Raw genomic sequence first — 15,958 nt, forward strand, 5'->3', positions numbered from 1 at the left:
TGAAGAATTCGCATTAAAACTAATGCAAATATAATGAATACATTTAAAAAAAGAAACATATTACAAGTCATTAGTCTTCACCATCATTTCTAAAACGCCTATATTTACATAACACGTTATGAAATTCGAAGCAGCAACCATAAAAGATATTGCGATCGCACTGGGGCTTTCAACCTCCACCGTATCCCGTGCATTGCGTGATAGCCACGAAATAAGCAGCGCTACCAAACAGCTGGTGCTGGAATATGCGACCCGGATCAACTATCATCCTAATCCTATCGCTCTCAGTCTCAAAGAGAAAAGAAGCCGTTCCATAGGCGTGATCGTTGCCGAAATAGCCAACAGCTTTTTCTCCCAGGCCATCAATGGCATAGAATCCGTGGCCAAGGATACCGGCTATAACGTTATCATCTCCCAGACACATGAATCTTATGAAAGGGAAGTGATGACCCTGCAGTACCTTGCATCGCGGTCTGTAGACGGCCTGCTGATCTCCGTATCCAGCAGTACCCAGAACATGGACCACCTGAAAGCATTGCATGACAGAGGTTTTCCTATCGTATTCTTCGACCGTATCGTGGAGGATATCAAAACCCATAAAGTGATGGTGGATAATTTTCGCGGGGCATACGACGCCACGCTTCACCTTATCAATAAAGGCTATAAACATATAGCCGTGCTGGCCGGACCGGAAACATTATCTATCAGCAGGGAACGTGTGGCGGGATATATGGAGGCACTGGCACAAACAAGGGTAAAACCAGGTAAAGCACTGATTAAATACTCCCGTTATTCCGGACTACAATTAGAGGAAGTGGAACAGGCTGTCAGCCAGTTGCTGAAGTTACGCCCCCGCCCGGACGCTATTTTCACTGCATCAGATAAACTGACCACCAACTGTATGCGTGTGCTGAAAAGCAAAGGTATCCGTATCCCAGAGGATATCGCACTGGTCGGCTTCTCTAACTCAGACCTGATAGAACTGTTACATCCGCCACTGACAGTAGTACGGCAACCCGCATTTGAAATGGGAGAACTGGCTACCAGCTTATTACTACAACTGATAGAAAGCAAAAGGCCGGTAAAAGAATTTGAGCGGAAGATCCTTGCTACAAATCTGATCGTACAGGCTTCAACGTAGGTAGGTAATACGCGCATGATCAATAAGGCACAATCCCATGAACAGCGCGATAAATAAATGCAATAGCACAATGCCTGTCAGCCAGTAGTGATCAGTTTAATTAATTATTCATTACCAATATGTTCGGTTTTATATATAAAAAGAACCGCCCTTTCAGAGCGGTTCTTTTTATCTTATTTTAATTGCAGTAAATACTGATGCATATCTGCCGCAGGATCCGTATGGATCATTTGCAGCTTTTCCAGGTAATAACGCTTGATGTCTTCCCAGCGATAATAAGGGAAGTGAGCGGTTTTTATTGGCAATGCTACTTCTTTCTCATTCAGTAATACTTTCACCAGATCTTCTTTTCCATTGGAATAGATGATCCACTGGATATTGGCGCTTAAAGGAATAATGCCAGATGTTTTCCAGTGCTTGTTATAATCATACACCGATGCAGCAGGGATACTGGCACTGCGTATTCCCAACAGGGTCGCAAAAGGAGAAATAGCCTCTGCATGTGTAAAGCGCATCACTGCATCTTTCCCTTTAGCGTTTTCGGTGCTGTTCAGAAAGTCTGCCAGCAAAGGAGCTGCGATCCTCACCTGGATACCCAGGGTATCTGTACCTGCCCCCTTTTCGAGAAAATCGGCCGCACCATTTCTAAAATTGAACCATTGCAGTTCCTTTTGATTTAATACGATCCCGAAATCAATACTATCCCTGGTATATCCCTTTTTCTTCATCTCCAATGGTATTGAAAACTGAACACTGTATAAATCATAGATGTAATCTGCGATAGTTATAGCATCTATTAACACCGGTTTCTGACGCACCATTACCTTTACACCGTTTTGTATAAAAGTACCAGTGAAGATCTTTGCACATACACCGGCCGCAGTCTGCTGTGTCCTTGGGTCTTTCTCAAGAGAATCGAGTTGCACTGACAGGCCGTTTTTGAATGCCTGGTAGGCAGGCGACAGATCATAAAACCGTAACACGTTCTCATCAGAATCCTTTACTAAGGCAAAATCCCTTTTATATCCCGCGAAAGGACGCAGGAAGGCATCTGCACTTTGTTTAGTCCTGATTTTATGCGTAATCTGTACTTCCAGTCCACGGCCTTTAAAAGCAGGTTTATAATTACTGTATAAACGTGCGCCTATCCCTGCCTGTTCTCTTTCTCCCAGCAAAGTGATGTTCTCGTAATTATTGTTTTCTATGGACAGAAAACGGACGACCATCGCCTTTAATAATGCACCTTTCTTTGTCAGCGCATGTTCTTTCTCCGCCTGCGATAATACATCTAACAAGATAATATCACTTCCTGCTTTTGTCAGAAACCTTGCACCATGCCTGCCCACATAGTTTATGAACACCGGTTGGAACCCTTTTGGTGCAGGCGTATACTGCTGATTTGAATATTTGTAGGGTGTCTTTGTCCCTGCTTCCTGCGCGTATGTATTTAATGTAATAAACAAACATAGCAGCAGACTCCAATTCTTACTCATCCCTGTTTATTTAGATAAAAGGCTGGAAGTATAATGCTTGTTTCCTGATCCGTCCGACTGATAAGCGCCCATATCGACACCAGGGGCATCGGTAGTAGCGCCATACAATCCACCCTGTGGCACTACTTTCTGTGCTGCAAATATATCCGCTTCTCCTTTACGAAGAGCCGGAGAACCCGGTAACAGACTGAAATTATACTGTTCAGCAGTGATAATGGTCAACGGCATGGCAGAGATATCCAGTGGTGGCTTTACAGCGGAAAAATCAAACTGGTCCACATCATACGAAGCAAACAGCGGATTATTGGTTTTAGGCGCTGTACTCATGATATCATTGCTCTGTTTTACCCCTCTTCCATCTGAAGTATAAAACGCGGCTATCTGGTACTGTGCATTAGAATAAAAGAAATTATTATTGTAAGTGATGTGCAGCGTATCTGCATCCGGCGTGATCCTCAGACCATAACGGCAGTTGATGATCATGTTATTATAGATCTTGCCCTGTGCTCCCTTTTCATAGTTGATCGAACCACCACGACCCGATTTCACCTGACGCATACCACTGTTTAAAATAGTGTTGTTATATACGTATACATTTGTCTGCACCGTACTACCACCACTGTTAGATACCTTGAATGCATTGGTGGCTCCTCCTATTGAAACATTGTACGCTACATCTCCTACGGAACCCGCCTTTAAATTCAGGGACTCTCCACCTGCTTTGGCACAGGCTTCGAATGTATTACGCATCACACTCACCTTCCCATGCAGGATACGGATGCCATCATCCGTACTGCCATAGAACCAGGAGTCTTCTATGATACAATTTCCATCAATATTGGTATAAGACAGGAAGTTCCTGGGGTCTCCTGCTGCAAATACCGCCGGGTCTGCGGAAGCACCTGCTGGTCCGCCGGCAAACTCCAGATGTGTCCATTTGATGATCACGTCCCCACTGGTAGCACCACACTGGATACCTCCCCAGAAACCTTTACCGATGCTGGCAGTTGTACGCAGACTGTCCACTACTGTAATGTAATTATTCGCATCTGCTGTACCTAAGCTGATAAAAGTACCGTTACAGGTGATTTGCGGACTGGTTGCTGTGCTTTTACCATCTCCCAGGGCCACCAGTTTAGAACCGGCCTGCATCAGCAGGGTATCGCCGGCATTGATGGTGATATCTGAGCTAAAGTAGTACGTTTTACCGGTACCCAGGGTCCCTTTAACAGAACCGGTAAGCGTATCCGAAGTAATAGTCTGACCGGCAGAAATAACTGCCGTTGATATTTTTACTGATTCCTCTTTATGACAGGCACTCAGAATAAGCGCTGACGCTATATATAAGTGTATTTTTTGCATGGTAATAAATGTTTAGAGTTTGAATTTTACACCTAACAGGTAATTAGATCCGTAGGTATCCTTGCGCACAAATGTATTTTTACCGAGTTCCTGATGAGGCACTGCACCTACTGTTCCACTACCGGTATAAGGCTGTCTGATCTCTAATTGATAAGGCGTATTTAAAATGTTATTCACCTTAGCATATACAAACCAGCGTTTGGTAATTCTCTTTTCTATGGAGAAGTCCATCTGTGTAAATGCTTTCTGCCAGATATCATTATCCAGGAACTGAGATACCGTGTTGATCCTTCTGCTGGTATAACCCAATGCCAGTTGTGCATTCAATCCTAACTTATTATCATCTTTAAATAACAGGGATACATTCGCGATATGCGCTGACTGCCCTTGTAACGGACGGCTCTGATTTACTGTCATCTGAGAAGTACCCGTACTGGTGCTGTAGTATTTAATTTTCGAAGTAGTGATTTCAGAATGCGTATAGGTATAGTTTGCTTTTATACCAAACCATCTGAAATACTTAGTGATATCCAGTTCAGCTCCGTAGTTACTGGCCTTACCAAAATTATCCGGTGTATAATAGGTATTTGTTCCTACATTTTCCAGTGCATATTCAATAGGGTTGTTCAGCCTTTTGTAGAACACACCTGCCAGTAACTGGTCTAATCCTTTAGGGAAATATTCATAACGCAGGTCAAAGTTATCTGCTGTCGTTCTTTTCAGGTTAGGGTTACCTATTTCCTGGTAATCAGCATCCGGATCTCCACCATTATGAGGGATTACTTCGTAGAAATTAGGGCGACTGATAGCAGAATAATAAGAAAGGCGGATCGCCTGTTTCTTATTCAGTGAATATTTCAGCAATGCGCTTGGCAATACATCATAATAAGTGATAGAACCGGTTCTGCCTTTTACGGTCTGAGGTACAGCACTTTGCCAGGAAAGGTCTGTATTCTCATATCTCGCACCACCTGTCAGTTCAAATTTCTTTAAGCTGATCTTTACCATCGCATACGCAGCGCCTACGTTTTCTGTTGCATCGTAATTCAATGCATTATCAACCGTTCCTTCTCCATTGAATACGGAGAAATTATTATGGGAGATATCGCCGTCATATACCTGGTTACTTGGATCTGTAGGGCGCAGGCTGTAATCATCGTAGCTGCTGGTCCTGGTTTTATTACGGTACATACCACCTACTGACCAGTCTACATCTGCTTTCCCTATTTCTGATTTATAGGTGAAGTTCAGGTAACCGCTTTTATCTTCGTCCGAGTTACGGGAGAATTCCCTGTGAGATACCGGGTCAAGATTTAAAGGAGCCTGTACTAACGCGCCGTTAGCATCTTTTGATACACCTGTTACCAGGCCAAGGGTAGCTTCATCAGGGCGGTTATCGCTGGCTTTTGAATATACGGCGGACCAGTCCATTCCGAAATGTTTCGTGATCTTATGCGTACCGTTTAATGTCACGTTGAAGATCTGCTGTACATCGTGATAAGTTCTGTAGCTGTTGCTGATCCTTCCTGTACCGGCTCCTGTTCTGCCTAATTGCAGATTGGTATCCGAGGCACTCCTGAATTCGTTTTTATCGAGGTTGAGGTAAGCAGCATACAGTTTGATCTTATTATTATCATCGATCTTTAAATCGAGTTTAGCATGTAAACCGCTTCTCTGCTGTTGTATGGAATATTGTCTCTGTTCGATGCCGGTTACTTTAGCATCTCCGTTGTTCATGTCAGTTTCAGTACCGAAGAACACAGAATTTACATTGCGGTAATTATTCTGATAACTACCTGCTACGATGATGCCCAGTTTATCTTTCCATACACGACCACCTACAGATAATCCTAATAATGATGCAATAGGATTATGTTTATCAGCATGAGAGAAGGCGCTGTTCGGGAAATCTTTCATGGTTGCCTGGTAGCTGGTACCGTTAGTGGCACGTGGGGAGCGATCCAGGCTGGCGCTGTTATCGAAGGTGGTGAAGTCCTCGCTGGTGAATTTACCCGCGAATCCTGCGGCTACATTCGCTTTTACGCTTAACTGGTTCGGTGCATCTTTCATCACCATGTTTACCGCACCTCCGATAGCATCCCCTTCCCTGTCCGGGGTAAGGGATTTCACGACTTCGAGGCGGTCCAGCAGGTCTGCCGGGAAGATGTCCAATGGCACATAACGGTTCTTGTTATCCGGACCAGGGATCTTAATACCATTCACGAGGGTGTAGATATAACGTTTGTCCATACCGCGGATGATAGGGTACTGACCTTCACCGTTTGTGCTTCTTTCCAGGGATACCCCGGAAATACGCTGCACTACATTTGCTACGGAGAGGTCCGGAGAAATTTCTATGGTACGGGCAGAAACGGAGTTCTGCACCAGGGTAGCCTTTCTATCCGCCTGCATGGCAGATGCGTCTGTGCTTTTATCATGTTTACCGTTTACGCTTACTTCTGAGAGGTCATTGCTTTTTCTTTCCATTTCAATGACCATGTTCTTTGCTTCGCTTACGGTTACTTCATTCTTGTAAGTGTTGTAACCAACATATACTGCCTTTACTTTCCAGTTACCATTGGGAAGATTCTTTAAAATGAATGTTCCATTGAGGCCGGAAACGATAAAATGCTTTTGCTCTGAGATTTCTACACTGATAGTTGCACCCGGTAAAGGCTCTCCGGATTGTTTATCAACTACCTGACCGCTGAGGCTGACTTTTTGCGAATGGGCAGAAAACCCGATCGCCGTCAACAGGATAAACAGAAAAAATAATCGCTTCATTGTAGCAGTTTTTTGATGCTGCAAATGTGAGTAAAGGCAAACAGTAAGCGTAAAAACCACCGTATACAAAATGATACATCGTGAACAAGGGCGTATACAGGTAGTGAACATGAAAAAATAAACTATTGATAATCAATATCCCTAAAGGCAGTATGCGCTACATTAACAAATTGTTACCGTAACATCACGTTATAAAGAATTGATAAATGAAGTGAGGCTTTCTCCTTCTTCCAGCAGTAGTTTTTTCTTTAGTCTATACTTTGATACCCTCAGACTATCTGGTGAGATGGCCAATAAAGTGGCCATATCTTTTGAATCGAGGTTTAATTTGATAAGGGCGGCCAGGCGTATATCATTATAAGTAAGGTCATCTCTCCTTTCTTTCAGTTTAGCGAAGAATTCCTGGTGTACCTGTTCAAAGATCTCCCGGAAGCCTGTCCAGTATTCGTCGTAGTTGAAATTGAGATTGATCTGCTGAATGAGTTGCTGGATTTGTTTTTTCTGGTCCCGTTTATCGTCTTTGGCCATTATTTCCAGGCGGTTACGCAGATCTTCCAGCAGTTGGTTTTTCTGGATAACGTGCAGTGTGTGTGAGGTCAGTTCTTTCCCTTTTATTTCCAGGTCCTGTACCAGCTTGTTTTCCAGCAGTTGTTTATTCTCCAGTGCCGTTTGCATCAATTCCTGCTGGGCATCGTGCATCTGTTTGTTTTGCAGGGCCAGGATACCGGCGTTCCTTATTTTTAATCGCTGCCGGCTGATGATGACCCATCCCAGCACCAGTAATAATAAGATAACAACGGTAGTGGCGATGGCTATAATGATATTGATGTCTCTGGCATGTTGTAGTGCTACGATCTCATCATTTTTCTTGCCTATGTCAAACAATACGCTTAAAAAGGCCGTCTGGCGATTGTTTTCGGCAGAATAGATATCTATTGTTGCCCGGCGGGAAAGTTCCAGGTAGTGATAGGCACTGTCTTTTTCATTTAGCAGGCTATATGTCTTTCCAAGATCGTGATAAGCAGCCCCTTCTTCGTACAGATCATTTGCTTTTTCTGCCAGGGCGAGCGCTCTTCTGGTCTGGACCAGCGCTTCATTATAATGACCGGTTTTCCGGTAGATATCTCCCAGGTTATTTAGTACTTCTATAATAGATACGTCTTCTCTGGACTGTTCATAGAGGTCGTAAGAGTGTTGGTAATAATAACGGGCAGAGTCAAATTTCGCCAGGTCTTCATAAATACTGCCCAAATTCTCATAGATCTTGGCGATACCTTCCTTTTTAGATATCCTACTATATTGTAGCAGGGCCAGTCGCTGAAAATAAAAGGCGCTGTCGTACTTACTTTGTTTCTCATACAGATGGCCTATACGTCCATAAGTACCCGCGAGTCCCTCATCATTCCTCGTTTGCCGGTAAATCGACAAAGCCTCTTCATATTGTTTTCTGGCTAAAGCGATCTGCCGGTTATAATAATACAGGATACCCATATCATTCAGGTTCCCTGCCAGGAGTTCTCTCCTTCCCAGTTCCCGGAAGATCTTATCTGCCCTGAGGTGGAAGTCGAGCGCCTGTGGATAGTTCCCTAAGTAATAGCAGATATTCCCCATGCGTTGCAGGGAGGTTCCCATAGTCAGGGGATCTTTTTGCCGGGTGGCTTTATCGTACATCTTCTTTAGTTCCAGCAGGGCTGAATCAGGAAGTTGTGTACTGAGTTGTTTGGTGTAAGTGATTTCTGTAAAGTTCTTATCCTGCCCATTCACCGTTATGGCAAGCGCAAAAGCTGCTAAAACAAAGAATACTCTCATAATTGGAAATAAATATCCGTCCTCCGGTCCCGGGAGGTTAATCGTAAGCTGCAGGCAAAGAAAAGCGTTTAATGTTACGTGATTGTTAAGGATCGTCAGAAAGCGCTTATACAGAAGCTAATCTGGAAAATTCCGCTTCAAAATTATTGTCAATCTCTGAGTTTAAAATATTCTTATTACATTCGTTTCAAATCTTTAAAAAGACCCATGTACAGACTTTTTTCTTCAACTACCCCTCCTCCGGTAGCCTAAAGGCTGAATAACCGGTATTTTTCCCGTACCATTTTTGCATTTCTGCAAAAATGCACCTGTTGCATGTTTTTATGTCAACTTTCGAGGTTGTTTAGCCGCTAACTCTACTATGTGGTTAATTAAGTATTATTTTAAAACAATCTTGAAGTGAAAAATCTCAAATATATATTGATGGTTCTCGCCGGGGGAGCCATGTATGGGACTATGTCTTCTTTCGTGAAGCTGTTCTATTCCCGGGGGTATAATGCTGCCGAGCTCTCCTTTTCGCAGGCATTGCTGGCAGCAGTTTTTCTGGGTATATTCCTATTGCTATCACGCAAAAGGGGAACGCGAAACCTTTCTAAAAAGCAGGTAATCCCCCTATTGATCACGGGAGGAACCATAGGGCTCACCAATTATCTGTACTATCAGTCGGTAAGCTATATTTCGGCATCACTTGCTATCGTGATCCTGATGCAGTTTACCTGGTTCAGCCTTTTATTGGAATGGGGTATTTTCCGAAAAAAGCCAGGCAAGCCGGAACTCCTAACTGTTGTCTTTATCCTTATCGGTACGATAATGGCAGGAAACCTTTTTTACGCAGAAAAAATATCGTTCTCCTGGAAAGGTATCACATTCGTTCTCTGCTCATCCTTAACCTATGCAATTTACATAGTAGCAAACAGCAGGGTCGGAAAAGATGTGAATTGGTTACCAAAGAGTACGATGATCATGACTGGTTCTGCATTGACCATTTTTATAGTTAATGCAAATACTATCCTCGCTGTTAGCCATTTCAGTTATGAGTTTGCGCTTATTGCCGTTTTTCTTGCTGTAATCGGAACTTCTATTCCCACAGCTCTTTTCGCCGCGGGCATCCCGAAGATTGGTGCAGGGGTCAGTTCTATTCTTATGACAGTTGAACTTCCTGTTGCGATCATTTGTGCAACTATTGTTCTAAATGAACGTACAAGTGCTGTACAGATAGTAGGAATACTAATTATGCTGATAGCAATATCAGCAATGAATTATTACAAATCATTAATAACCCAAAAAACAGATTAGTTATGTTCCAGATAAGTGACATAAAGAACACCACTACTTTTGAGTTCAAAATGGAATTACAGAAAACGGTTTAAATGTCAGATTCAGATAGTTTATCTGTTTTCCCTTAATGTGCAGGGTTTATTAAAACACCCCCCGGTTAATGGCCGGGGGTGTTTATTCGTGTACTTCTTTTGAAGGAGATACATTTTTTTACATGGGGAAGAATAACAATAGACGATCATTTATACTAACATTTACTATTTAACTGCTATAAAGATAGCAACTTCTGCCTCTTCCGGATTTTGTCCTTTTTCTCTATACGCTTCAAAATCGGTTGTATAAACCCTTGGGATGTCAGAATTCCATATCCTGGTCCATTCTTCGAACACTTTATCTACCTCGGTTGTACGCTTGATATACCTCCCTTTTTCTATCACAATTCCTTTCATTCCTTCAGGAATAGTATCCAGTGTGTTCACTTTACAACCCAGTACAGTAGTATAAGGCTTTGTAAAATCGCCTTCATACTCTGTATACACGCTGTAAATAGTATTATCAACCTTACCTGGAATCTTATCTGCTATCCCTTCTGATATAAACTTATCCCAGAGTGCAGGAATATCAATCCCAGCCTGTCCGTTTTCATTGGAGGTCCTTACTGCAATACCAATAATATTAAATGATTTGAGCTCTTGAGTATCCATCTTTTCTTATTTATTGCAAATATTGGGGGAGGCAGTGACAACCCTATGTCAGTAGGTGATTAAATTAAATGCTCCGTTTATTTGCCATACTATGCCACTCATGTTCTATCCCTTTCATTAATAGTGCATTATCAAAATGAACAGATCCTTTGGGAAATATGGTTTCATTTTCAAAAAAACTGGATTGCACAGCAGATACTTCCAGCGGACTTACCTTCCATGTGTATGTCTGCAACTTTAATCCTTCATATTTGTTTCCATTTGGAGAATACCCCTTCTCTCCTTTCTCGAAAAAGGCGGAAGCATTCTCCAATGTATTAAAAATGGAATCCTGCTTAAAAATACTGCTTTCCTTTGCATCGATAGAAATGCTGGTATTATCAGAACTGGTAAAGTCTACATGATATTTACCCTCACCTTCCAACACATTGAATCTTGCTTTGTGATGTTTGCCCGGAAATATCCGGCCTCCGGCCAATGCATTTAATCCTAAAGAGGTATCTCTGCGAGGAATATAAACACCTCCTTTAGTTTCTCCATCCTCATCCCATTCAACTGCAATACGATGGGCACCATTTTCAGAAGCAATACCCATAAAGTCGGGAAAGCCTTTGGGCTTAACATGCTTTAGCCTGATAAGGCATATTCCAACTATCGCCTTGTCTTTATAGATCTTAGGCCGGAAGGGTGCAGGGATGATCTTCCTTACATCTTCTGGATTTGCTGTAAAATTGACCAATATCCGCCGGTCAATGTACCCATGTATGATTGGTAATTTCATAATGCAACTGAACTTCTATTGCCTAAAAGTAACCGATTTAGGTATACTATCAGTCAAAGATTTTATGATTACCGGTGCAGAAGCACCTGTTTGCATAAGTAATGCTTTGTTATAAGCAACATGCACATCATCGAAATACACAATTCCGATAAGCGCACTAAAATATAGCGTAGCAAAAAAGAAAAAGATATGCACGCCTGCGCTATACTGCATCTTTCTCTTATTTTCAGGTGTAGTAAAATACTGAACCAGCCTTGTAATTTCCAAGGCCACGCCACCTGCCATGCAGAACAATAATGGATTAACAAACAAACTCATAATTAAAGTTGTGGATGAAACAATAATGATACGATAAATAATATGTTTACTTACCTGCCCGGTAAACAATAAATAAAAAAAGTTAAAGAACAGCACATGTCTTCTTAAAAAAACAAGACTATTCACCCGGCGTTCTTTTTTACGATTTAATAACTCTTCCATTTTATTCAATTTTTCAATTAATAATTAATTTTTTCACATAGTAAACCGGCTACCAGTGGTTGTTTAAACCAGGTACTCCTATAGCATACTAAAAATATCGCAGGGGAGAAAATGAGAGAACACTATCGAAGTAAATAACAGATTTTACATCTCTCTAAAACAAAACTATGTATTTATTTTCGAAAATAAATCAACCGATAAAACTTTCATCAAAATAATTATAAAGCTAAAAAATTGATAACGATTTATCAATAGAGATAGCCATCTGCACGAACGACCTGTTCATTTTGTTCATTTTTTAAGATCGCTTTGAATTACATCTAATATTAATTAGGCTCGCGCTTCTTTTAGACCATTTTTAATGGTGAAAAAATAGAACCAAGTACCTCAAATTAATTTTTTAAATTCATTTATAAGTGAATGCATTTACATTGGAAATATGGGATACCGAAGCTGGTAAATGTACGTTTTATACTGTCCGAACAGAAGATTCCACAGAAAACGAGACTGATAAGTTCTTTAATAAATATGCTGCAATACCTGAGTTTAAACAATCTACTCAAATATTACTAAGCTATATTCTTGATAGTATTGGAGAAGATCATGGAGCCAATGATTTGTTATTTAACAGGTTTGAGAACGAGGTTATAGCCCTTCCTAATAAAGGTAAAGTTACTGTTTGTGAAATCGTATTTCTGTTCCCAAGCTTTCCATTAAGGTTGTACGCGCTAAGAGTTAATAATAGACCAGATCTGGTAGTGTTGTTTAATGGAGACGTTAAATCTGCACAAACAAATCAGGCAAGCAAAAATCTGTCCTTAAGATGGAGAGGAGCATGCCAGTTCGCCACAAGAATAGAGGAAGCACTTAGGAATAAGGAAATTATTGTAGATAATAGGAAAAGAAAAATATTAACAGATAACGGAGATGAAGAAATCTTTTTATAAAAACATAATGAAATGAGAAGTAAAGTCGCAAATCGAATACTGGAAGAAACCCCTGAAGAAATAAGGATCTTTGTACGGCAATATACAGATATTGTGATAAGGATAAATCAGATTTTACAGGAAAAAGGCTATACTCAAAAAGATCTGGCAGAGAAAATGAATAAACGTCCTTCAGAGATCAATAAATGGTTAAAAGGGAATCATAATTTAACACTCAAAACAATAGCCAAACTGGAAGCAGAACTTGGAGAGCCTATTATATATACCTCAAGCGACCTATTCCCCAGGAAGCCGAAGAAGAAAGCAGGATGATCAGAGGGATTATTATCTTAGCTAATAATCCCTCTGATCATCTATTTAAACACATTTAAATCCCACATATCCTTCCACGCTATTTCTACACTATCATTTCTGAATGTTACCGGTAACCATTGGTAACGGCTGTTCTTCAGGTTTTTTGGGTCCCACTTATCACCGATATAAATGAACGCATCCCGTTTGCCATGAACCGGTAAAATGAAGGTAGACTGCCCATAGAAAGTAATGTCTGCGTGAGGGCCTGTCATAGGATTACCGGCTAACTTCCAGGGGCCGAAAAGACTCTCCGCTTCATGAATACTTGCCTTATTAGGCGCCCAGCCTGTACAACCACTAGTGATAAGATAATACTTGTGATGATACTTAAATAGCGCAGGAGCTTCCCGCTGCTTGCTGAATAGTAGAGAGTCCTGCGTAGTAGATGACAGGTAATCGTCACTCAGACGGGCAATGCGCATATCCCAGTTTTCGTGGGAGGAATAAATGTGATAGGCAGTACCATCATCGTCTACGAATAAGTTCATATCGCGGGACATGTTACCGTTGGGACGGAAACTTTGCAGGTATTTATATGGGCCTGTTACTTTATTACTCACCGCTACAGCAGCACGGGCTGCGGCATATCCTTTGCCTTTCAGCTCCAGGTGAAACCACATCACGTATTGCTTTGTCTTTTTATTGTAGATCACTTTTGGGCGCTCCATTAAACAACCAGATTCAATGTCACTGCCTTCTACAGTGGATAGGGCCATGCCTTCATATGTCCATTTGTAAAGGTTTGAAGAAGAATAAACCGTCACTCCTTCGGAAGCACCTTTACCCCTCTTTTCACCAAACCAGTAATAAGTGCCGTGATCATATAAAATACCGCCACCATGCACATTGAGGGTATCTCCTTTGGTATCATACCAGATAGAATCCGGCTTGAATTGTGCAAAGGTGAATAACGGCGTCAGTAATAATATGATGAATAACCTCATGTTCTATTGTTTTTGATACACTCTAACGTAATCTATTTCAAATTTCCTGGGGAATATGGTATGCGCAGGGTCCCCGCCATTGATACCTCCCAGCGCCAGGTTCAATAACATGTAGTGGGGTTGTTTGAAAGGATTAATACCAGTGCCATCTTTGTTCTGCAATTTACTCAGCGCTACTTTATTTAATAAACTGTCATCTACAAATAAAGCGATGGCGTTTTCATCCCAATCCATACGCCATGTATGGAATTTAGACGCCCAGGCTGCATTTACAGGTGTGGAAGTGCTGTACCACTCCGCTTTATAAGCAGTAGCGGTCCCGCAGGCTATATTAGCCAGCAGTTTGCCTCTGTAATATTCCATGATATCGATCTCCCCGTTGGAAGGCCATTGCCCGGCTTCTCCCAGCGTCCACCAGGCAGGCCACAGACCTTCTTCTATGGGGATGCGGCCCCGCATCTCGAAACGCCCGTATTTCCAGCTTTGCAGCCCTTCTGTTTTAATGGAAGCTGCTGTGTATTCAATAAAAGGACGGCTCTTGCGCCAGTCTGTACTACCTGCTATATAAGCAGGGTTAGGCAGATGCTCTTTACGCCCCTCAATGATGAGCAACCCTTTTTTAACGTAAGCATTGGATAACTGATACCATTGCAACTCTTCATTACGGGTAAAGCCGGTTTCCGGCCGCCAGTTCTTCGTATCAGGCGCACCATCCTTATTAAACTCATCTGACCATACCAGTTTATACTGGGCCGTACCTGCATATGCATACAGTAAAAATGCAAAGAAGATTAATTGTTTCATTACAGATGCTTAGGATAATTTAATAGCTTCACATTATAGATCTTGAATCCCTGCTGGTCCTTGATATAATCTACCACAAAACCTACAGTTACATTCGTTGTCTGTGTTAAAGTAAACGTTACCAAAGGAGCCGTAAACAAAGTATAAGAGATCGATGTATTACCAACAATATCCCCATAATCAGGAATAGAATCCATCCCCGGCGCTACCACAATATAAGCAGGATCCAGCGTTCCCTGCCACTGCAAATTAGAAACGTCAAATGTGTATGTCCCGGCAGGTAATGTAGTGGTCTGATAAATCTTGCCATTATGAATAGCCGGCGATCCCCAGCCGGATTCCAGGTCCATTGTACCGCCATTATCACTGGCAAATCCCCCATAGCCACCATGACTTTTAGCAGCCGCGTTGGCTGTCCAGTCGGCCAGTGTGCCCCAACGACCACCCGAACTCATAGCGGAAGCTATAAAAGGCAGACCTGCATTTTTTATATATCCAGCTGTAATATTCACAGCTGGCCCAATCACCAGCGCATCCACATTTACGATCACAATAGTAGTGGATAATGCTGATGCTACCTCGTATTTTCCTTTCCCTTTGATAGATACTGCCAATGCCAGTTTCTTACCTACATACTGACTACCTTTAATCTTATCAACGTCTATCGCCAGACTGAAAGTAGCCTGACTTTTACCATTATCCACGGATACAGCAGCAGGTAATGTGTACATATCCGCAGGCATCAGCATAGTAGTTGCATCTAAAATACCATTTGCCAACAGCTGGTTAACCGTATCCGTATTCGTAACAATATCCACAGAGAATCCCTCAGACACCTGCATGCCCGAGCGGGAAACACCTAATATGACATTTATCTTATTATTCTCCAGATAATAATTAAACGTAGATGAATCCGTACCTGTAGGAACAGGATAATTAGCATTAATCCCACCGGAAAGATTCACAGCCTGTGGCATGAAAATATTAGTAATACCGTATTTCGTTTCTTCTTTATTACACGCAAAAAAGATGCATACTAAAAAGAACAGACTTAACTTTTTCATAGTGCTCATTAAA

At 41.8% G+C, this 15,958-nt stretch carries 14 protein-coding genes; 4 read left to right on the forward strand and 10 right to left on the reverse strand.

Annotated elements, in window-relative coordinates; translation table 11 throughout:
• Positions 1-118: 118 nt before the first annotated feature.
• Complete coding sequence (locus tag GO495_RS25395) at positions 119-1,141, forward strand: LacI family DNA-binding transcriptional regulator (protein ID WP_157302758.1); 1,023 nt, start codon at positions 119-121, stop codon at positions 1,139-1,141.
• A gap of 173 nt (positions 1,142-1,314) precedes the next feature.
• Here GO495_RS25395 and GO495_RS25400 read toward each other — a convergent pair whose 3' ends face one another.
• The 4 genes from GO495_RS25400 to GO495_RS25415 form a co-directional block, all read right to left on the reverse strand.
• Positions 1,315-2,634: a histidine-type phosphatase gene (locus GO495_RS25400; protein ID WP_157302759.1), complete on the reverse strand. Its 1,320-nt coding sequence runs from the start codon at positions 2,632-2,634 to the stop codon at positions 1,315-1,317.
• A gap of 6 nt (positions 2,635-2,640) precedes the next feature.
• Positions 2,641-3,996 (reverse strand): right-handed parallel beta-helix repeat-containing protein, encoded by a 1,356-nt coding sequence (locus GO495_RS25405; protein ID WP_157302760.1) that lies wholly within the window; start codon positions 3,994-3,996, stop codon positions 2,641-2,643.
• Positions 3,997-4,008: 12 nt separating this feature from the next.
• Positions 4,009-6,780, reverse strand: a complete 2,772-nt coding sequence (locus GO495_RS25410; protein WP_170302724.1) for a TonB-dependent receptor — start codon at positions 6,778-6,780, stop codon at positions 4,009-4,011.
• A gap of 189 nt (positions 6,781-6,969) precedes the next feature.
• Entirely contained in the window at positions 6,970-8,589 is a 1,620-nt protein-coding gene (locus GO495_RS25415; RefSeq protein WP_157302762.1) for a tetratricopeptide repeat protein, read from the reverse strand.
• 399 nt (positions 8,590-8,988) lie between these two features.
• Here GO495_RS25415 and GO495_RS25420 point away from each other — a divergent pair, with 399 nt between their 5' ends.
• Positions 8,989-9,885: an EamA family transporter gene (locus tag GO495_RS25420; RefSeq protein WP_338075464.1), complete on the forward strand. Its 897-nt coding sequence runs from the start codon at positions 8,989-8,991 to the stop codon at positions 9,883-9,885.
• 239 nt (positions 9,886-10,124) lie between these two features.
• Here GO495_RS25420 and GO495_RS25425 read toward each other — a convergent pair whose 3' ends face one another.
• The 3 genes from GO495_RS25425 to GO495_RS25435 all read right to left on the reverse strand — a co-directional run bounded on the left by GO495_RS25425 (position 10,125) and on the right by GO495_RS25435 (position 11,832).
• A complete protein-coding gene (locus GO495_RS25425; RefSeq protein WP_157302763.1) occupies positions 10,125-10,571 on the reverse strand; it encodes a GyrI-like domain-containing protein in 447 nt (148 codons plus the stop codon).
• A 64-nt stretch (positions 10,572-10,635) separates the two neighbouring features.
• Positions 10,636-11,352 (reverse strand): DUF2071 domain-containing protein, encoded by a 717-nt coding sequence (locus tag GO495_RS25430; protein WP_157302764.1) that lies wholly within the window; start codon positions 11,350-11,352, stop codon positions 10,636-10,638.
• Positions 11,353-11,367: 15 nt separating this feature from the next.
• Positions 11,368-11,832, reverse strand: a complete 465-nt coding sequence (locus GO495_RS25435; protein WP_157302765.1) for a hypothetical protein — start codon at positions 11,830-11,832, stop codon at positions 11,368-11,370.
• A gap of 416 nt (positions 11,833-12,248) precedes the next feature.
• Between GO495_RS25435 and GO495_RS25440 the strand changes: the two genes are divergently transcribed.
• Positions 12,249-12,779, forward strand: coding sequence for a hypothetical protein (locus GO495_RS25440; protein ID WP_157302766.1), 531 nt, complete (start codon positions 12,249-12,251; stop codon positions 12,777-12,779).
• Positions 12,780-12,791: 12 nt separating this feature from the next.
• Complete coding sequence (locus GO495_RS25445) at positions 12,792-13,091, forward strand: helix-turn-helix domain-containing protein (RefSeq protein WP_157302767.1); 300 nt, start codon at positions 12,792-12,794, stop codon at positions 13,089-13,091.
• Between the two features lie 41 nt (positions 13,092-13,132).
• Here GO495_RS25445 and GO495_RS25450 read toward each other — a convergent pair whose 3' ends face one another.
• Genes GO495_RS25450 through GO495_RS25460 form a run of 3 tightly spaced genes read right to left on the reverse strand, consistent with a single transcriptional unit; the run spans position 13,133 to position 15,945 of the window.
• Positions 13,133-14,077, reverse strand: coding sequence for a glycoside hydrolase family 43 protein (locus GO495_RS25450; protein WP_157302768.1), 945 nt, complete (start codon positions 14,075-14,077; stop codon positions 13,133-13,135).
• A 3-nt stretch (positions 14,078-14,080) separates the two neighbouring features.
• On the reverse strand, positions 14,081-14,881 hold the full coding sequence (locus GO495_RS25455) for a glycoside hydrolase family 16 protein (RefSeq protein ID WP_157302769.1): 801 nt from the start codon (positions 14,879-14,881) through the stop codon (positions 14,081-14,083).
• Entirely contained in the window at positions 14,881-15,945 is a 1,065-nt protein-coding gene (locus tag GO495_RS25460; protein WP_170302725.1) for a DUF5013 domain-containing protein, read from the reverse strand. Before GO495_RS25460 ends, GO495_RS25455 begins: the two co-directional genes overlap by 1 nt.
• Positions 15,946-15,958: the final 13 nt, after the last annotated feature.

The sequence above is a fragment of the Chitinophaga oryziterrae genome, assembly GCF_009758125.1.
Classification (GTDB): Bacteria; Bacteroidota; Bacteroidia; order Chitinophagales; family Chitinophagaceae; genus Chitinophaga; species Chitinophaga oryziterrae.

Coding starts and splice junctions, on each gene's coding strand:
- GO495_RS25445 (WP_157302767.1), top strand. CDS start 12,792: ATGAGAAGTAAAGTCGCAAATCGAATACTGGAAGAAACCCCTGAAGAA.
- GO495_RS25415 (WP_157302762.1), bottom strand. CDS start 8,589: ATGAGAGTATTCTTTGTTTTAGCAGCTTTTGCGCTTGCCATAACGGTG.
- GO495_RS25430 (WP_157302764.1), bottom strand. CDS start 11,352: ATGAAATTACCAATCATACATGGGTACATTGACCGGCGGATATTGGTC.
- GO495_RS25400 (WP_157302759.1), bottom strand. CDS start 2,634: ATGAGTAAGAATTGGAGTCTGCTGCTATGTTTGTTTATTACATTAAAT.
- GO495_RS25460 (WP_170302725.1), bottom strand. CDS start 15,945: ATGAAAAAGTTAAGTCTGTTCTTTTTAGTATGCATCTTTTTTGCGTGT.
- GO495_RS25435 (WP_157302765.1), bottom strand. CDS start 11,832: ATGGAAGAGTTATTAAATCGTAAAAAAGAACGCCGGGTGAATAGTCTT.
- GO495_RS25450 (WP_157302768.1), bottom strand. CDS start 14,077: ATGAGGTTATTCATCATATTATTACTGACGCCGTTATTCACCTTTGCA.
- GO495_RS25395 (WP_157302758.1), top strand. CDS start 119: ATGAAATTCGAAGCAGCAACCATAAAAGATATTGCGATCGCACTGGGG.
- GO495_RS25410 (WP_170302724.1), bottom strand. CDS start 6,780: ATGAAGCGATTATTTTTTCTGTTTATCCTGTTGACGGCGATCGGGTTT.
- GO495_RS25425 (WP_157302763.1), bottom strand. CDS start 10,571: ATGGATACTCAAGAGCTCAAATCATTTAATATTATTGGTATTGCAGTA.
- GO495_RS25405 (WP_157302760.1), bottom strand. CDS start 3,996: ATGCAAAAAATACACTTATATATAGCGTCAGCGCTTATTCTGAGTGCC.
- GO495_RS25455 (WP_157302769.1), bottom strand. CDS start 14,881: ATGAAACAATTAATCTTCTTTGCATTTTTACTGTATGCATATGCAGGT.